This window comes from Kribbella sp. NPDC054772 (assembly GCF_053611945.1).
Genome location: NZ_JBSHBJ010000009.1, coordinates 204,953 through 221,365, shown reverse-complemented (window position 1 = coordinate 221,365; position 16,413 = coordinate 204,953). Strand labels below are relative to the sequence as shown.

The following is a 16,413-nucleotide window of genomic DNA, read 5'->3' as shown; positions in this document are numbered from 1 at the left end:
GAACACTCTTGCTCATGTCTATCCCGACAGGATAGATTCCGTCGCCGTGAGGAACCGAGACTTCCAGCGACTCTGGCTCAGCGGTGCGGTATCCGGCATCGGATCCTGGCTGCTCGTGGTCGCGATCCCGTTCCACGTCTACGCGCTGACCGGCTCCACCGTCACCACCGGCCTGACGCTCGCCCTCGAGGCACTCCCGGCGTTGCTTCTCGGCCCGTGGGCCGGCGTACTGCTCGATCGCTGGAACCTGGCCCGCGCGATGTGGATCGCCGACCTTGCCTCCGCGGCTGCCGTCAGCCTGATCCTGTTCGCCGACCGCGACCGCATCTGGCTGATCTACCTAGCGATCCTGCTCGAGAGCAGCGCGACCATCGTCTTCCGGCCGGCCTCCCGGGCCTTGCTGCCCGCAGTGGTCGGCACCGGCCCCGAACTCGCCAAGGCCAACGCGATCAACGCCACCACCGGCAGCGCCATCCGCCTCGCCGCCCCACCTCTCGGCGCCGTGCTGCTCGCCGGCCCCGGGATCGAGTTCGTCCTCGCGGTCGACATCATCAGCTATTTGTTGTCCGCAGCAACCATCGCGACGATCCGCACCCGTCGGCCGATCACCCACGACAGTACGACGGACCACCCGCTCGCCGGACTGCGCTACATCGCAAGGCATCGCGTACTGCGCGGCGTCCTCCTCGGTCAGACGATCTTCCTGACTGCGAACGCCGGCCTGACCGCACTCCTCGTCCCGTTCACCGTCCAGCGTCTGCACGCACCCGGGTACGTCGTCGGTTACCTGATCTCAGGCCTCGGCGCCGGTTACCTCATCGGCGCGGCATTGAGCACGAAAGCCCTAACCTGGTTGGGAATCCGCGATCTCCTGGCCGTCACCCAACTCGCCACCGCCGCCGCCTTCTTCGCCCTCTTCAACGCTCCGAACGTCCCGGTCGCGATCGGCGCCGCGGTCCTGATCGGCTTGCCCGGCAGCATCCTGCTGATCACCGCGCAGACCACGATCCAGCGGACCACACCGCAAGCCGTGCTCGGTCGCGTCGGCGCGCTCTTCTTCGCCGGCGACTCCCTGGCGCTGCTCCTCGGAGCGCTCACGGCACCCGCCATCACACACGTCCTCGACCTACCGCTGACACTCAACCTCGTGGCTGCTTCCGCCGTTCTCTCAGCAGTCGTGACGTTCGTCGCCGTACCGTCTCATCCGGCCGAGTTCACGAAGACACCGAGCCCAAGGTAGCCGCGTCGTACCGCGCACGGGCCGCGGCGATCTCGGTCTGGTGACTCTCGGTCCACGTGACGAGGGACTGGATGGTGGCGTGCAACGTCACCCCGAGCGGGGTGAGTTCGTAGTCGACCCGCGGCGGCACGACCGGGTACACGGTCCGGTTCACCAGACCGTCGCGCTCGAGCTGGCGCAAGGTGACGGTGAGCATCCGTTGGCTGATCCCGTCGATCGTCTTCTTCAGCTCGGTGAAGCGCATCGACCGGTTGTCGAGCAGCGCGACCACCAGCAGGGACCACTTGTCGCCGATCCGGTCGAGGATCTGCCGGACGTCGCAGTCCTCCCGGGTGTCCCACTGGAACGCGTCCTCGGTGCAGCAGGAGTGACTCGGTTCCTTTGAAGTGCCTTCTTCCACAGCTCCCGATAGTTCCTGATGATGGGGTCAGTTACAAGAGGTAACCATGGACGAAGGAGTTGTTCCGTGTCATCAACCGTCACCCCGGATCGGCTGACCGGCCGGGCCTGGGCCGTGCTGTTCGTGCTCTGCGGCGCGATCTTCCTGGAGGGCATCGACGTCTCGATGATGGGCGTCGCGCTGCCGTCCATCCGGGCCGAGCTGGGCCTCGCCACCGGCGAACTGCAGTGGATCGTCAGCGCCTACGCCCTCAGCTACGGCGGATTCGTACTGCTCGGCGGCCGGGCCGCGGACCTGCTCGGCCGGCGCCGGATGTTCGTCGGCTGGCTGACCGTGTTCCTGCTGTTCAGTGGCCTGGGCGGATTCGCGACCGAGGGCTGGGTACTGATCCTGGCCCGGTTCGCCACCGGCGTGGCGGCCGCCTTCATGACCCCGGCCGGCTTGTCGATCATCACCACGACGTACCCGGAAGGACCGCAACGCAACAAGGCACTTCTCGTGTACGCCGGGACCGCGGCCGGCGGATTCTCGCTGGGCATGGTCACTGGCGGACTGCTGACGTCCATCGACTGGCGCTGGGTCTTCTTCGCGCCAGTGATCGTGGCGGCCCTGATCCTCGCCTGCGCGCTGACCCTGATTCCGCGGGACGACCCAACGACCACTCAGCGACCCAGCTTCGACTTGGCCGGCGCACTGACGCTCACCGGCGCAATGCTGCTGCTCGTAGCAGCGGCCGGCCTGCTCCTGCTGGCGATCTTCGTCGTGATCGAACTCCGCGCTTCAGCCCCACTGATCCGGCTCGGTCTGCTCCGCAACACCGCCCTCATCCGCGCGAACCTCGGCGCGATCCTCTTGGTCGGGTCGTTCGTCGGATTCCAATTCGTCGCCGTCCTCTACCTGCAGGAACTACGCCACTGGACCGAACTCGAGACGGGTCTCGCCCTGATGGTGATCGGCATCGACGCGGTGCTGGCGCCGACGCTGACGCCGTGGCTGGTCAAGCGTTTCGGCAACGGGCGAGTGGTGTTCGGAGGATTCGTCCTGGCCGCGCTCGCCTACGCAGCATTCCTGCCGCTGGACACCGATTGGACGTACGCCGCCATGCTGCCGGCGTTCCTGCTGCTCGGACTGGCGTTCGCGCTGACCTACGGCCCGTTGACGATCGCGGCGACCGAACGCGTGGCCGAGGACGAGCAAGGGCTGGCCGGCGGCATCCTCACGACATCGTTCCAGTTCGGGTCGGCGCTCGGTCTCGCGATCGTGGCCGCCGTACTGAGCGCGGCGGACGAATTGACCCTCGACGCGTTCCGCACTGGCCTGTTGGTGCCACTCGCCGCCGCGGTGCTCGGGTTGCTGATAGCGGTCGGCGGTGTGCGTACACCAATGCGTGAGCGGCTGCGCGCAAAGGGTTAGCAGGACGTCATAGATTTCTCCGCGGATCGAATAACCTTCGCGTCTCCGAATCGTTATCTGCAAATAACTGCAAACATTCTTGACAGGGTTTCCAGGCCCGCCGGTGACTCGCCGGAGACGGCGTTGACCTGCGGGTTCGTGGGCCGCACCTACTCTGCGTTAGGCCTCTGTAAAGGTCCCTATCAAACTGTTCCGAAGGTGGCTGCAGGTGCGGTGTTCTTTATCTCAAGGCCGGACAAAGCCGTCCGGCCCTCGACCGAGACTGCCGAAGGAACCGCGATGACCGAGACGCTCGAAACCCCCGTAACGCACCGTCGGGTGCGGGTCTGGTTCGGCGCTCATCCGATCGCGGACCACACCGCCGCCGCGGAGCTGGCGGGGCAGTACGAGGAAGCCATGCGGCGCCGGTTCGCGTCCCTCCGGGTGACCAGCGAGCCGGTGCAGGACAGCGCGGCAGGACGATGACCACCCGGCCGACGTTGCTCGGGTACGTACGGGCCGACGCGCTGAGCTGCGCGGAGGAGCTGGCTGCGGCGACCGATTCACTGGTCGCTTTCGCCAGCGCCGAGGGGTTCACCCTCGGCACCGTCTACACCGAACGCGACGCGGCCGAGTCGGCAGCGTTCCACGCACTGCTCGACGAAGTGAAGCGGTCCGATGTCCGAGCGGTCGTCGTACCGACGATGAACCACCTCGGGATGGGGCGGCCGGGTGACACCCCGACGGCCCTGCGGCAGCACCTCGAGTTCCACCAGGCGCAGGTCTGGGCAGTGAGCTCACGCACAACTCCATAGACAAGCGGAGCCGACGTCTTGACCCCTGCATCGGCGTCGGTTCCGCTCTCCACCTCCACAGCTGCACCGGGGATGCCCGGGCGGTAGTGGACCAAACAAGACCCCACCGGCTGCTACCGGTGGGGCCTTGTCGTTGTTGAGGGATGTCAGGCGACGATCGTGTAGCCGTACCGCTTCATCTCGGTCGCCACCGCCGAGTTGAAGATCCCGGTGACCTCCAACTTGAAGTGCAGCTGCACCTTCCGGATCACCCGCTGGAAGTGCAGGTGCCACGGCACGCCGGCCGCCGGGACCGTCTCGGCCTTCGTGATCGCCCCCACCCGCGGGTGCGCCGCCCAGGCGATCACCCGGGCCCGGTCCGCGCCCCAGACACCGGTCATCGCGTCGTGCGTGCGCGCGTACGCCATCGCGGCCAGCGAGATCGTCGAGTCCGGCACCGGCTCCTTCGGCGGGTGTGCCTTCAGGTACAGCTCCCAGGTCATCCCGTAGTACCCGGGCGGGCCGTCGTCCTTGCCGCGGTTGGCCAGGCCGTTGCGTTTGCGGTGGTACTCCGCGACCTGGTGCGCGGCGCCGCGGGACAGGTCCTTGTCGCCGACCGCGATCGCGTGCACGTGGTACGGCCAGTTGCCCTGCGCGGGCGTCCGCAGCCAGGCGGCGAACCCGACCTGCCGGAGCGCCTTCACCACCGCGACCCGCTGCGCGGCGCTCTTCGTCCGGACGTCCACGTCGACCGCGCCACCGCCGTCGTGGGTGCCGGCCGAGGCGTCGACGCCACCGGCGTTGTACGAGCCCTGCAGGATCGCGAACTTTGAGTGGTACAGCTGCTCGGCGGCCTCGACCATCGCCACGGTGCGCCGGTTCATCGTGAAGCCGCGCCAGGCAATCCTTGCCTCAGGCATCTTTCTCCCCCGCGCCGGCACCGAGGATCCGCTCCGCGTCCTCGGCGGCGCCGAGCGCCTCCAGCTGGTCCAGCTCGTCCTCGGACAACTCGTCGTCGAACACTTCCGGCATCGCGTTCCTCCCCCTGAGGTCCCGCGCCCGGCGCGCGAAACCGGAACCACGGTAAGCGGGTGTCAGGTCACGTTCGGCGAGCGTTACACCGAAAAGTGTTCGAGGAACGTCAAGTTTTCCGTTCCCGATGCGTGCCGGGGTGTGTACAGAGGCGTGTCATGGGGTACCTCTAGGTGGTCCCGCGGTTCGGTCAGTGCCATTCGGGCATGGGTGGTGTTCACCGAGCCGCGAGTTCTCCCACTGAGGGGCGGGAGAACGACCGGCCCGGCGGGTGCGTCTCTCCCAGGATGCACCCGCCGAGGTACGGAACCGCACCGAACCGGACTCGTCCAGTACGGCGGCGGCGTCGCTGAGAAAAACCGGAAGCCGCGCCGGACGAGGCCGGTTACCGTGGCGCGGGTGATCGAGCTGCCCGAAGAGTTCCTGCGGATGCCGCGGTGGTGGACCGAGGGCGCCGACTGGCTGCGCGACCTGCCGATGGCGGTCGACCGGCAGTGCGCCCGGTGGGACCTGGAGATCGTGGGAGCGGTCGCGCACGGCTCGAACGCCCTCGTCGTACCGGTCGCTCGCGCCGGCGAGGAGTTCGTACTGCGGATGTCGCCACCGGGAGACGAGGTGGCGCACCAGGCCTGGGCGCTGCGCTGGTGGGACGGCCGTGGCATGGCCCAGCTGTACGACGCGGAGGTCGACGCCGGCGCGATGTTGCTGGAGCGGTTGTCCACACCGTTGACATCACGGCCTGTGGACGAGGCAGTCGCCGTACTCGGGCAGTTGATGCGCAGGCTCGCCGTACCCGCTCCCGCGGAGGCTAAGTCGACAGCGGACATCGTGACCAGGCGATCCGCTCAGTTGGAGTCGGAATGGGAGCGATTCGGCCGGCCGTTCGACGTCGGTGTCCTGCGGGAGGCACTCCGCGTCGCGCCGTACGAGACCAGCTCCACGCTCGCGGTGAACGGCGACCTCCACTCCGACCAGGTGCTCGCCGGAACGCGCGAACGCTGGCTCACCGTCGACCCCGTGCTGCTCCAGGGCGACATCGAGTACGACCTCGGCCGCGTCCTGTGGACCCGCCTCGACGAGATGACCGACATCGTCCGGTACTTCGACCTCGCGGTGGCCGCAGCGGGCCTGAACCGGGACCACGCCCGCGACTGGGTGATCTGGCGAACCGTCGACTACTGGCTCTGGGGACTGTCGGTCGGCCTCACCGAGGATCCGGTGCGGTGCGCCCGGCTGGTCAGCTCGCTCGCCGGATGAACCGGCTGCGCATCATCCGCGGCGCCTCAGCGGCGTTCGGCGCGATCGAGTGCAGGATCCACGGATGGGTCAGGTACACGTCGCCTGCCTGACCGGTGAGCTCGACGACGCGGACCGGCAGGCCGTCGAGGTCGGCGGGCGCCATCGGGTCCACTGAGCGCTGCTCCGCGGTCAGGTTGCGGAACCACGGGTCCGAGCGCAGTACCTGGTCGCGGACGGCCTTGAACTCGCGCTCGTCGGTCGTGGTCAGGAACCGCTCGATCACCTTGTGGGAGCCCGCGACCTGTGGAGTTCCGCCGCCACCTGGCTCGAGATCGCCGAGCAGCGCCCAGATCTTGACCGAGTCCGGAGCGGTCTCGAACCCGACATCGGTGTGCCACTGCCGATGCGGCACCGCCCACGGCACACCCTCCGGCATCGTGACGAGAACCTGCCCCTGGTTCTTCGGCTCCTCCCAGGCGCCGAGCAGCCCGTCGAGCGCGGAGCGCACCGTCGGACTGAGAATCGCGTGGGCGCGGCGATCGGACTTGGTGGTCTTCAGACCGGTCGGCCGCAGCGTCGTCCAGGTCGACCGGTCGCCAGGATCCATTCCGTGCCGCGCGGACAGCTCGCGCCAGAGCGCGTCCCGCATCCGCGCGGCATCGTCAGTGGCGAACGCGGACGGGAGCTTGACGATCCCGTCCCGCTCGAAGACATCCAGCTCGTCAGCGGTGAGCATGCTCCATCCTGCGCAGGCCCCTCAGCGATCCTCCACCGAATTAACAGCCGCTCACCGGCATCGTCCCCTTCAGCAGGTAGTCGGTGATCCGGTCGCGCGCGCAGGCCGAGTTGAAGTACGCCGTGTGTCCGTAGACGTCGGCGGTCAGCAGCCGGCTGTGGTCGATCTGGCGGGTCAGGCTGCGCGCGTTCGCGACCGGGGTCGACGGGTCGTGCAGCGTCGACGTGATCAGGATCGGCGCCGCGCCGTGCACCGGCGTCGGGCCCCACGCATTGCTCGGCGGGATCGGCCAGCCGGAGCACGCGGCCGTGATCGCCCAGCCCTCGACCGCCGCGCCGACACGGGGCGCGACCGCCTTGGCGAGTGCGAGTCGGGCGCGCGCATCGGCGTACCCGTGGAGTTCGCCGGGTAGGTCCATGCAGGACACGGCGGCGTACGCGGTCTCGGGATCGCCGAGGTAGCTGATGTTCGCGAAGTCGGTGCCGTCACCCTTCGCTGCCTTGGCGAGTGCGCTCGCCAGGGCGGTCCAGTTGTCCGACACCATCGATGTCAACGGCAACAAAGACGGCAGCGCCATCCGGAATACGTCGCCGGTCACCGGGCCGTACGGTCCCTTGAGCGGGGTCTTGTCGGCCTTGCTCACGGTCCTGTCCCAGACCTTGCCGACGTCCTGTCCGTGCAGAGCGCAGGACGTGTCCGTCGAGCACCACGTGGCGAACCGGTTGAACCCGTCCTCCATCGCCCGCGCCTCGTCGAGCATGAACTTCAACGAGCCCTGCTTGTGATCCACGATCCCGTCGAGCACAACCCGCCCGACCCGCTGCGGGAACTCCTGCGCGTAGATGGTCCCCAGATACGACCCGTAGGACAGCCCGAGGTAGTTGAACTTCTGCTCCCCGAGCGCGCCGCGGATCGCGTCCATGTCGTGCGCGACCGTGCGGGTGTCCAGGTTCCGCATCAAATCCCCGTGCTGCTTGAGGCATTGCTCCCCGGTCGCGCGACTCGACGCCACCATCGCGTCGTACTGCGCCTTGGACTTGGGGAACACCGGTACGCCGCGGCGCAGCACCGGACCGCAGTCCAGTTGGCTGCTGCTGCCCGTCCCTCGGGGGTCGAAGCTGACCAGGTCGTACTTGTCCCGGAACTGCGGGAGGATCGCGTCCGCGAGACCCGCCGCGAAGATCGACCCGCCGGCGCCGCCCGGGCCGCCGGGGTTGAAGAACAGGGCGCCGAGCTTGTGTGCCTGGTCCTTCGCCGGGACCTTCGCGACGAACACCTTCGTGGTCGGGCCGGACGGTTTCGACCAGTCCAGCGGCACGGTCAGCGTCGCGCACTGCTCCACGGCGCCTTCCTTGCAGGCCTTCCAGTCCAGCGTGTCCGCGGCGGCCGCCGTACCCAGGGGGACGGTGGCCGCCAGGACGGCTCCCGCTATCGATGCCGCTGTCAACGATTTCCACATGCCGCCAACCTAGGCGGCGGTCGGCGGCCAGCACATCCGCCGATCGGCGATGTCGGAATCAGCCGGAAGTCGTACGGATCAGTGTTCCGGGGCGAAGTCGTGGAAGCCGATCAGCTGCTGGATCTTGCCGTCGGCGTCCAGGACGACGATGTCGGTACCGCCGGCGACCGGCTCCTGCCCGTCGGCCTTCAGGTGCCAGGTCCAGCGCAGGTAGCGGTGGTGCTCGTCGATGGTGCCGACGCGGACGAACGACAGCCCCGGGAACATCTGCTGCGCCGCGCCGACCAATTTGTTCAGCTCGTCGTGGCCGGTGGTCTCGAAGCTCGGGTCCTGGAAGGTGGCGTCCGCGGTCCAGTTGGCCGCGATCAGCTCGGCCCGGCGGTCCGCGTCGGCGGCGTTCCACAGGGCGAAGTACTGGTCGGCGAGAGCGGTGGCGTTCATGGTGTTCCTCCTCGATCGGTTGCGATGGGCAGAACACTGCCGCCACGCCCGGCGGACGGTCGATGACGTCGCAGGTAATGGCGCTGTCTATGCCAGCCGCTACGGTCGGAGGATGGCAGCGACGATCGAGGAGACGTTCCAGCGCCCGGTGGGCGAGCTTCTGCGCGGCTGGCGGGAGCGCCGGCGGCTCAGTCAGCTGGAGCTGGCGAACCGGGTCGAGGTGTCCACGCGGCACGTCAGCTTCGTCGAGACCGGGCGGTCGAAGCCCAGCCGGGACATGGTGCTGCGGTTGGCCGAGCATCTCGACGTACCGCTGCGGGACCGGAACCAGCTGCTGCTGGCCGGTGGTTTCGCGCCGATCTTCAGTGAGGCGTCGCTGCACTCGCCGGCGATGCTCGCGGTGCGGACGACGCTGCGCCGGCTGCTGAAGGCGCACGAGCCGTATCCGGCGCTGGTCGTCGACCGCTGGTGGAACATCGTCGAGGCGAACTCCGGGATCGGGATCTTCACCGCCGGCGTCGACGAGAAGTTGCTCCAGGCACCGATCAACGCGCTCCGGCTGACCCTGCACCCGGACGGTCTGGCCCGGCGGATCGACAACATCGGCGACGTCCGCGCGGCCGCGCTCGCCAGCCTGCAACGGCACGTCGCAAGCACCGCCGATCCCGAACTCCAGGACCTGTACGACGAACTTCGCGGGTACGCCGTCGACGACAAGCCGGCGCCACCCGGTCCGGCGGACGTCGTCGTACCGTTCAAGCTGACCCACGACGGACGGGAGTTGTCGTTGCTCACCATGATCGCGACCTTCGGGACGCCGCTCGACGTCACGGTGTCGGAGCTGATGATCGAGTCGTTCTACCCGGCAGACGACGAGACCGCGGAGTACCTGCGGGGGCTGTCGTGAAGCCGACGCGGGACGTCTCCGACACGATCGAGCTGCACTTGCAGTACCTCGATCGCTATCGCGGCATCATCGAGGCGAAGCTCACCGGGCTGTCCGATGCAGAGCTGCGCACCAGCCGGCTGCCGTCCGGATGGACGCCGCTGGAGCTGCTGAAGCACCTGATCTTCATGGAACGGCGATGGCTGCGCTGGGGCTTCACCGCCGAACAGGTGGAGCACCCGTGGGGTGATTCGGCGGACAACCCGGACGGTCCCTGGACGCTCGAGCCCAGCGACACCTTGGCGGGGCTGTTGACGCAACTGCACGCGGGTGGCGAGTTCACCCGGCAGGTGGTGAGCGGCGCCGATCCGGCGGCGAGCGCGGCGGCCGGTGGTCGTTTCGGGACCGACGACCGGCCGACGCTGAACTGGATCCTGTTCCACGTTCTCCAGGAGTACGCCCGGCACGCAGGCCACCTGGACGTGGCCCGCGAGCTGGCGGATGGTGCCACCGGCGAGTAGGGCTGCGTGACCTACTCGCCGGTGGCGGGAATCCCTACCGGCCGGAGGAGGGGTGGCCGGTGGGGAACGTCGTCGGGAGGCTCGGCGTCGGGATGCTCGGCTTCGAGGACGGGGTCGGGAAGGTGGGCTTGGTGGTCGGCACCGGCGGCTTGTTCGGCAGCGTCGGCTTCTTGCCCGGGTCCACCGTGACCTCGGCGCCGGCGGAAACCGATGCGGTCGGCAGCGACGGCACGTTCGGCTTCGTGGTCGGGAGCGACGGCTTGCCCGGCAGTGACGGGGTCGGCGGCTTCGGGGCCGTCGGCTTCGTCGTCGGTACGCCGTGCACGCAGTCCGGCAGCGACAGGGTCGGCACCGGCTTGCCCGACGGAACCGTGGCCGGCACCGAAGGCGTCGGGAGCGACGGCTTGCTGGTCGGCACGGTCGGCAGGGTCGGCTTGGACGGCATGGTCGGCTTGGCCGGCAGCGTCGGGAGGCTCGGCTTGGTGGTCGGGATCGACGGCTTCCCCGGAAGTGAGGGCTTGCCAGACGGCACGGTCGGCTTACCGGGACGGGACGGCTTGGTGGTCGGCAGCGACGGCTTGCCGGACGGCCAGGTCGGCTTCGTGGTCGGGACCGTCGGCTCGCCCGGCAGCGAAGGCGTCGGGATCGACGGCTTCCCCGGGAGCGTCGGCTTCGTCGTCGGCAACGACGGCTTGCCCGGCAGCGACGGCTTGCCGGCCGGCACCGTCGGCAGGGTCGGCTTCGCCGGCGGCTGGTTCGGGTCGATGGTCTTGTTGACCGAGACCACGACCTTCGGCAGCCGCGGCTTCTGCGGCAGGCAGGTCGGGTCCACCGACGGCACCTTCGGGGTGTCGGTCGGGACGACCGCCGGCACCGGCGGCTTCCCGCCACCGGCCAGCATGTTCTTCACCGGCAGGGTCGGCCCGCCGACCGCCGCGGACACCGTCGCGACGGTTCCGGCCAGCGCCGTGACACCTGCCGCCGCCAGTCCGCGACGCAGCCAGGTCAGCCGCTTGCCGCGCCGCATCAGGTCACCGGCGTTCGGCTGCCACGGGTCCATGTCGTACGTGAGCGCGTTCCGTACCCGCTGCTCGTCACTCATCAGTTTCCTCCAACTCCGCTGTCGATCAGGTCGGGTGCCAGACGCAACTTGGCCAGCGCCCGGGAAGCCGTGCTCTTCACGGTCCCGGCCGCCATACCGAGCAGCTCGGCGGTCTCGGCCTCGGAGAGATCCTGCGAGTAGCGCAGCGCGACCACGGCTCTCTCCCGGACGGTCAGACCACCGAGGGCCGAGAGCACGGCCTCCCTGGTCTGAACCGCCCCGGCGAAGTCCGCCACCGCTCGCTGGTCCCAATCGTTCTGCACCGGATCACTGGGTACTTCGTTGTTCCAGCGCCGGCGGGCCTGGGAGAGGAATCGGTTGACCAGCACCCGCCGGACGTACCGCAACGGGTCGCCGTCCAGTCGGTGCCACTTCGGGTAGGACCGCATCAACGCTTGCTGCACCAGGTCCTCGGCGGTGTGCCGATCGCCGCACAACATCTCCGCGAAGCGGAGCAAAGGGGTCGACTGCGCCACGACGAAGCGCTCGAAGTCGGCGTCCGCGGTCCGGGTCATCGATTCTCCTCAACCTCTGTCACACCGGTCCAAACCCGGTGAGCGACCGATCGGGTTCTGTTTCGTCACCAACTCCTTCGAAGAAATTTATTGACGGGCTAGTCAGAGGAGATGTTCATGAGTCACATTGGGTGAACACACCTTCACCGCCCCGGAGGTTCCGCCCATGCGTATCACTCGTTCTGTCGCGCTCGCCGCCTGTCTGGCCGCGACCGCGGCGATCTTTACCGCAACCTTGCCGACCAATGCCGCCGTACCGGATCCGACGTCGGTGGCCGCGCGGCCGGTCGCCGGATCCAGCAACGTCACCGTCGAGGGCAGCCGGATCGTCCTCGGTAACGCCGCGGCCGCGCTCGGCGCCAGCGAGATCAAGCAACGAACCGGTCTGGCCGAGCTCGCGCCGGTCCGGTTCCCCGAATCCACGTCGGCCGTTGTCGTCGGCTACAAATCCGCTGCACCGGACGGTTCCTCGACCGAGGTCGACGTACGGTCGTGGAACGGCAACCGGTGGTCGGAGTGGACGGCCGCCTCATCCGGTACGCCGACTGCGCTGCCGGCGGCCAGCGACCAGGTCCAGCTCCGGATCATCGTGCTGGCGCCACCGACCGGCGCGAAGCCGTGGGTCAGTGATGTCACGGTCGCACCCACCGACAAGGTGGCCGCGCCGCGGATGGCTATCCAGGCCGCGCCGCTCAAGTCACACGTGTTCGCGACCCGCGAGGGCCTGGTCGGCGGTACGACGGCCAACGGGCACGTCATCGTCAGCCGCGACCACTTCGTTGCCTTGCCCTCCCGACGTGGACTGTCCGGCAACGGTTCGGGCACGTATTCGGTGAAGGTCTGCACTGCCTCACGATGCGCGTTCGAGCCGGTGTGGGACGTCGGTCCGTGGAACACCAAGGACGACTACTGGAACCCGAGCGCGACCCGCGAGATGTGGAAGGACCTGCCGCAGGGCAAGCCCGAGGCGCAGGCGGCGTACCAGGACGGGTACAACGGGAAGAAGGACCAGTTCGGCCGCACCGTCGCCAACCCGGCCGGGATCGACCTCGCGGACGGCGTGTTCTGGGATGCGCTGAAACTCGCCGACAACTCGTGGGTGGACGTCACGTACCTGTGGACCGGCGACGGCGGCCGCGGGACGGTGTCGATCTCGTCCGGGTACCTGAACGTGCGGAACGCACCGAACTCCACCGGCGCCGTCGTCGGGATGGCCGGGAAGTCGGCGCAGGTCACCGTCGAGTGCCAGACGACCGGTGAGAGCGTCACGGGTTCGCAGGGGACGAGCAACGTGTGGCTGCGGGTCAACGCCGGGATGTACGTAGCCAAGGCGTGGATCTCGGCCGGCACCTTCGGCGCCTGCTGAACCTGCAGCACTCACCAACCTCCCCCACAACCACGGCCGCACGCCTGCTGACCTCGTCAGCAGGCGTGCGGTCGGCGTTTGGTGAGTGCTGGACGTCCGCTACTTCCCGCAAGAACACGGCCGCATGACTCGGTCAGCAGGCGTGCGGGGCCGGCCCGCTACTTCCCGCGCGGTGCGACCGTCGGGGGCTCCGACGGCGTCGCCCGCGGCGGCGGGGTGGGGGTCGCCCAGCGGGTCGGCGTCGCTCGCGGCGAGCGGGTCGGGTAAGCCGACGGGGTCGCCCGCGGCGGAGCGGTCGGGCTCGTCCAGCGCGTCGGGGTCGCGCGCGGTTCTGGCGTGCGCGTCGGCGGGACCGACGATGACGCGGTCGGCGTCCGGCGAGCGCGCAGCGTCGGCGTTTCGGTCGCCGGCACCGGGCGCAGAGTCTGCGCGCGAGTCGGCGATTGGGTCGCCGGGACCGGACGTGGGGCCCGAGTCGGGGTCGCGACGGGACGTGGGGTGTCGACTGTCGGGGTCGCGACGGCTGGGCCGCCTTGGGCTGCCGTGTCCGCCGACGAGTTGCTGCTGCGTGCCATCGCCGTGCCCGCGACTGCGACGCCGACCACTGCCGCGGCGGCGAGTCCGCCCAGCACCATGCGGGTCACGCGTCGCTTCCGGCCTGCCTCATTCATTCGTTGCCCTCCGCACCTTTGTGATGTTCGGTCGGGCTCAAGGACGCAAGCAGGCAATGAAAAGGTTCTGCCGGCGCGTCAGTTCGGCGAACGCGTCGGCGGCGTCGAAGGAGTAGCGAACCGCGACGGCCGGCCCTGTGGCGTCGGCGTCGCCCGCGGCGGAATCGTCCGCGGCACGTTCGTAGGAGTCACATTCGTCCGCGGCACATTCGTCGGCGGCACATTCGTCGGCGTCTCGTTTGTCGGTGTCGTGGGCGCGGAGCTCGGCGGCCGCTGCGGCGCGGTACCGGTCGGCGTCACCGGGCCGGCCGGCGGAGTCGGTATCGCGGACGGCCGGCTCGTCGGGCTCGGCGGAATACGAGATGGCTGGGTCGAAGTCACCACTGGCGCCGTCGGCCCGGGCCCCGCAGGCTGAGGCCCGTCACTCACCAGATTCCCCCCAACCACCGCCGCCAACCCGACCACCGCCGCGACCGCGATCGAAGCCGCCGCGGCGGTTGTGAGCCGGCCACGCACCCGACGACGCTGCGCCCCCGCGATCACCCGGGCCGGGTCCAGCGGCGCGACCGAGTCGTCCGGCGCCAGGGCGGCGCGGAGTTCCTCCTCCGCCACGGTTCCGCGCTCGTCGTTCATGCTCTCTCCCCCACACCGCTCAGCTCCGGCGCGGTCCGCAACTTGTCCAGCGCCCGCGCGTTCGCGCTCTTCACCGTGCCCACCGCTACTCCGAGGACCGCCGCGGTCTCCCGCTCGGTCAGGTCCTCGACATACCGCAGTACGACGACCGCGCGCTCCCGTCGGCTCAGCGCGGCCAGCGCCGCTCCGATCGCGACCCGTCGATGGATCGCGCCGGTGTGGTCCGACTCCACCGGTTCGAGGAACAGGTCGAGCTCGGCCGCGTCACCGCTCGGGCGTTCGCGCCACGGACGACGCCGTACCCACGACAGGTGCTGGTTGACCACCGACTGCCGGACGTACGCGAACGGGTCGGCCATCTCGATCCGGTCCCAGCGCAGGTACGCCTTCTCCAGCGCGGTCTGCACCAGGTCCTCGGCCAGACCGCTGTCACCGCAGAGCATCCGCGCGAAGTGCACCAACCGCGCGGATCTGGCCAGCACGAACGCCGTGAAGTCGTCGTCACGACTCCCCGTTGCCGCCATGTGTGCTCCGTCCTGCCGTCCTCACCTCACAGGACGCTGAGCTTGCGCCAAAGGTTCTGTCGGTTCCGAGAATTGGGTGATTTGGGGCAGCGTGACCATGTCGGCGGCCAGCCGGACCCGGTTGCGGCCGGCGGCCTTCGCGGCGTACATCGCGCGGTCGGCGCGGAGCAGCAGGTCGTCCACGCTCGCACCGTCGCTCGGGTAGACCGCGACGCCGATGCTGACGGTCAGGTGGAAGGTGTCCGGATCCAGATCCGGGTCGTCGAGGACACCGGCGCACATCGCGGCCAGCGGACTGTTGGCGACCGCGTTGCGCAGCCGGTCCGCGGTCACCGTCGCGTCGTCGATCCCGGTGTCCGGGAGCGCGATCACGAACTCCTCGCCGCCGAACCGGCCGATCACGTCCTTCGCCCGGATCGCGCTCCGCAGGATCGTCGCGACCGCGCGCAGCGCCTCGTCGCCGACCAGGTGCCCGTGCCGGTCGTTGACCTGCTTGAAGTGGTCGATGTCGATCAGCAGCACCGCCATCGGTTCGCGCTGGCTCCGCGACGTACCCAGCATCTGCTCGGTCCGTCGGCGCCACCAGTCGACCCGGGTCAGGCTGGTCTTCGGGTCGGTCTGGGCCTCGGTCTCGAGCTGGCCGAGCAGCAGGGCGCGTTGCGCGGTCAGCGTGATCGGGATCGCGACGAACGCGAACCACGGGCTGACCAGGCAGGCGGCCGCCAGCAGACAGCCCAGGGTCGCGGCGGTCACGTCCGTGCACACGTCGTCAAGGCTGCCGACGGTCTCTCGCCGGCTGCTGCCCGGGATGATCAGCGAGATCGCGAGCCCGCACAGCAGGGTGTCGGTGACGACGTACGCCACTGAGCCGCCGACCATCGAGACGACCAGGCCGAGGCCGCCGTCGCCGGTCAGATGGCGGGCCGAGACGAAGACCGAGTGTGCCGCGCCGACCGCGAGGACGTGCACGGCGGTCGAGAAGGCCCAGCGGTACGGAATGCATTTGCCGGCCCGGATCCGCCACCAGATCCGCAGCAGGACCGCGACCAGGATCGCCAGCGCCGGGTGCAGGATGACGGCCGCGGCGATCATCCAGGCCGGGGCGAGGTCCTTGTGCAGCGCGCCGCCGCGCCGCCGCCGGCTCTCCACCCGGCGGGCGCCTTCGACCGAGATCAGCGCGGACACGGTCAGGGCGAACACCACGTTCAGATCGCGCCAGCTCGGACTGTCGGTGACCGCGTGCGCGGCGTACCCGATGGCGGCCAGGTCGACGAACACGACGAGGGCGAACGCCGGGACCGTCAGGGTCCAGAGCGCCCAGGAACGCACCGCTCGCCTACTCTGCGCAACCATCACCTCACACGGTACGACGAGTGCGCGTCAGGTCCCAATCCGCGACGGCGCGGCTGTGGATGACGACTTGGAAACGATCGACAACGCCTTCTGTTTCAGTCGTTTGATC

General features: G+C 69.2%; 19 protein-coding genes. 8 read left to right on the top strand and 11 right to left on the bottom strand.

Annotated elements, in window-relative coordinates:
- Positions 1-46 precede the first annotated feature (46 nt).
- Complete coding sequence (locus ACWGID_RS17810) at positions 47-1,240, top strand: MFS transporter (protein ID WP_452197761.1); 1,194 nt, start codon at positions 47-49, stop codon at positions 1,238-1,240.
- Here ACWGID_RS17810 and ACWGID_RS17805 read toward each other — a convergent pair.
- Complete coding sequence (locus ACWGID_RS17805) at positions 1,215-1,640, bottom strand: winged helix-turn-helix transcriptional regulator (protein WP_452197759.1); 426 nt, start codon at positions 1,638-1,640, stop codon at positions 1,215-1,217. The genes ACWGID_RS17810 and ACWGID_RS17805 overlap by 26 nt on opposite strands.
- A 66-nt stretch (positions 1,641-1,706) precedes the next feature.
- On the opposite strand from ACWGID_RS17805, the gene ACWGID_RS17800 reads away from it, so the two are divergent.
- The 3 genes from ACWGID_RS17800 (at position 1,707) to ACWGID_RS17790 (ending at position 3,847) form a co-directional block, all read left to right on the top strand.
- On the top strand, positions 1,707-3,053 hold the full coding sequence (locus tag ACWGID_RS17800) for an MFS transporter (RefSeq protein ID WP_452197757.1): 1,347 nt from the start codon (positions 1,707-1,709) through the stop codon (positions 3,051-3,053).
- A 279-nt stretch (positions 3,054-3,332) separates the two neighbouring features.
- On the top strand, positions 3,333-3,518 hold the full coding sequence (locus ACWGID_RS17795) for a hypothetical protein (protein ID WP_452197755.1): 186 nt from the start codon (positions 3,333-3,335) through the stop codon (positions 3,516-3,518).
- Positions 3,515-3,847 (top strand): hypothetical protein, encoded by a 333-nt coding sequence (locus ACWGID_RS17790; protein WP_452197753.1) that lies wholly within the window; start codon positions 3,515-3,517, stop codon positions 3,845-3,847. Before ACWGID_RS17795 ends, ACWGID_RS17790 begins: the two co-directional genes overlap by 4 nt.
- Positions 3,848-3,993: 146 nt before the next feature.
- Here ACWGID_RS17790 and ACWGID_RS17785 read toward each other — a convergent pair whose 3' ends face one another.
- Positions 3,994-4,746 (bottom strand): hypothetical protein, encoded by a 753-nt coding sequence (locus ACWGID_RS17785; RefSeq protein ID WP_452197751.1) that lies wholly within the window; start codon positions 4,744-4,746, stop codon positions 3,994-3,996.
- Positions 4,747-5,257: 511 nt separating this feature from the next.
- Here ACWGID_RS17785 and ACWGID_RS17780 point away from each other — a divergent pair.
- Positions 5,258-6,115, top strand: coding sequence for an aminoglycoside phosphotransferase family protein (locus tag ACWGID_RS17780; protein WP_452197749.1), 858 nt, complete (start codon positions 5,258-5,260; stop codon positions 6,113-6,115).
- Here the strand turns inward: ACWGID_RS17780 and ACWGID_RS17775 are convergent.
- The 3 genes from ACWGID_RS17775 to ACWGID_RS17765 all read right to left on the bottom strand — a co-directional run bounded on the left by ACWGID_RS17775 (position 6,096) and on the right by ACWGID_RS17765 (position 8,733).
- Positions 6,096-6,833, bottom strand: a complete 738-nt coding sequence (locus ACWGID_RS17775; protein ID WP_452197747.1) for a phytanoyl-CoA dioxygenase family protein — start codon at positions 6,831-6,833, stop codon at positions 6,096-6,098. The genes ACWGID_RS17780 and ACWGID_RS17775 overlap by 20 nt on opposite strands.
- Positions 6,834-6,873: 40 nt before the next feature.
- Complete coding sequence (locus ACWGID_RS17770; RefSeq protein WP_452197745.1) at positions 6,874-8,292, bottom strand: alpha/beta hydrolase; 1,419 nt, start codon at positions 8,290-8,292, stop codon at positions 6,874-6,876.
- 78 nt (positions 8,293-8,370) lie between these two features.
- Positions 8,371-8,733 carry a nuclear transport factor 2 family protein gene (locus ACWGID_RS17765; RefSeq protein WP_452197743.1) on the bottom strand — a complete coding sequence of 121 codons (363 nt, stop codon included), beginning with the start codon at positions 8,731-8,733 and terminating at the stop codon, positions 8,371-8,373.
- A 112-nt stretch (positions 8,734-8,845) separates the two neighbouring features.
- Here ACWGID_RS17765 and ACWGID_RS17760 point away from each other — a divergent pair, with 112 nt between their 5' ends.
- Positions 8,846-9,640, top strand: a complete 795-nt coding sequence (locus tag ACWGID_RS17760) for a helix-turn-helix domain-containing protein (RefSeq protein WP_452197741.1) — start codon at positions 8,846-8,848, stop codon at positions 9,638-9,640.
- On the top strand, positions 9,637-10,140 hold the full coding sequence (locus tag ACWGID_RS17755) for a DinB family protein (RefSeq protein ID WP_452197739.1): 504 nt from the start codon (positions 9,637-9,639) through the stop codon (positions 10,138-10,140). The genes ACWGID_RS17760 and ACWGID_RS17755 overlap by 4 nt, the downstream gene beginning before the upstream one ends.
- Positions 10,141-10,174: 34 nt before the next feature.
- On the opposite strand, the gene ACWGID_RS17750 is transcribed toward ACWGID_RS17755, so the two are convergent.
- Positions 10,175-11,242 carry a hypothetical protein gene (locus ACWGID_RS17750; protein ID WP_452197737.1) on the bottom strand — a complete coding sequence of 356 codons (1,068 nt, stop codon included), beginning with the start codon at positions 11,240-11,242 and terminating at the stop codon, positions 10,175-10,177.
- Positions 11,242-11,757, bottom strand: a complete 516-nt coding sequence (locus ACWGID_RS17745; protein WP_387767347.1) for a SigE family RNA polymerase sigma factor — start codon at positions 11,755-11,757, stop codon at positions 11,242-11,244. The genes ACWGID_RS17750 and ACWGID_RS17745 overlap by 1 nt, the downstream gene beginning before the upstream one ends.
- 166 nt (positions 11,758-11,923) lie before the next feature.
- Between ACWGID_RS17745 and ACWGID_RS17740 the strand changes: the two genes are divergently transcribed.
- Positions 11,924-13,123, top strand: a complete 1,200-nt coding sequence (locus ACWGID_RS17740; RefSeq protein ID WP_452197735.1) for a hypothetical protein — start codon at positions 11,924-11,926, stop codon at positions 13,121-13,123.
- A gap of 158 nt (positions 13,124-13,281) precedes the next feature.
- Here the strand turns inward: ACWGID_RS17740 and ACWGID_RS17735 are convergent, their stop codons facing one another.
- The 4 genes from ACWGID_RS17735 to ACWGID_RS17720 form a co-directional block, all read right to left on the bottom strand.
- Entirely contained in the window at positions 13,282-13,767 is a 486-nt protein-coding gene (locus ACWGID_RS17735; protein ID WP_452197733.1) for a hypothetical protein, read from the bottom strand.
- Positions 13,768-13,872: 105 nt separating this feature from the next.
- Positions 13,873-14,427, bottom strand: a complete 555-nt coding sequence (locus ACWGID_RS17730; RefSeq protein WP_452197731.1) for a hypothetical protein — start codon at positions 14,425-14,427, stop codon at positions 13,873-13,875.
- Positions 14,424-14,951, bottom strand: coding sequence for a SigE family RNA polymerase sigma factor (locus tag ACWGID_RS17725; protein WP_452197729.1), 528 nt, complete (start codon positions 14,949-14,951; stop codon positions 14,424-14,426). Before ACWGID_RS17725 ends, ACWGID_RS17730 begins: the two co-directional genes overlap by 4 nt.
- A gap of 21 nt (positions 14,952-14,972) precedes the next feature.
- Positions 14,973-16,304 carry a diguanylate cyclase gene (locus ACWGID_RS17720; RefSeq protein WP_452197727.1) on the bottom strand — a complete coding sequence of 444 codons (1,332 nt, stop codon included), beginning with the start codon at positions 16,302-16,304 and terminating at the stop codon, positions 14,973-14,975.
- Positions 16,305-16,413 lie beyond the last annotated feature (109 nt).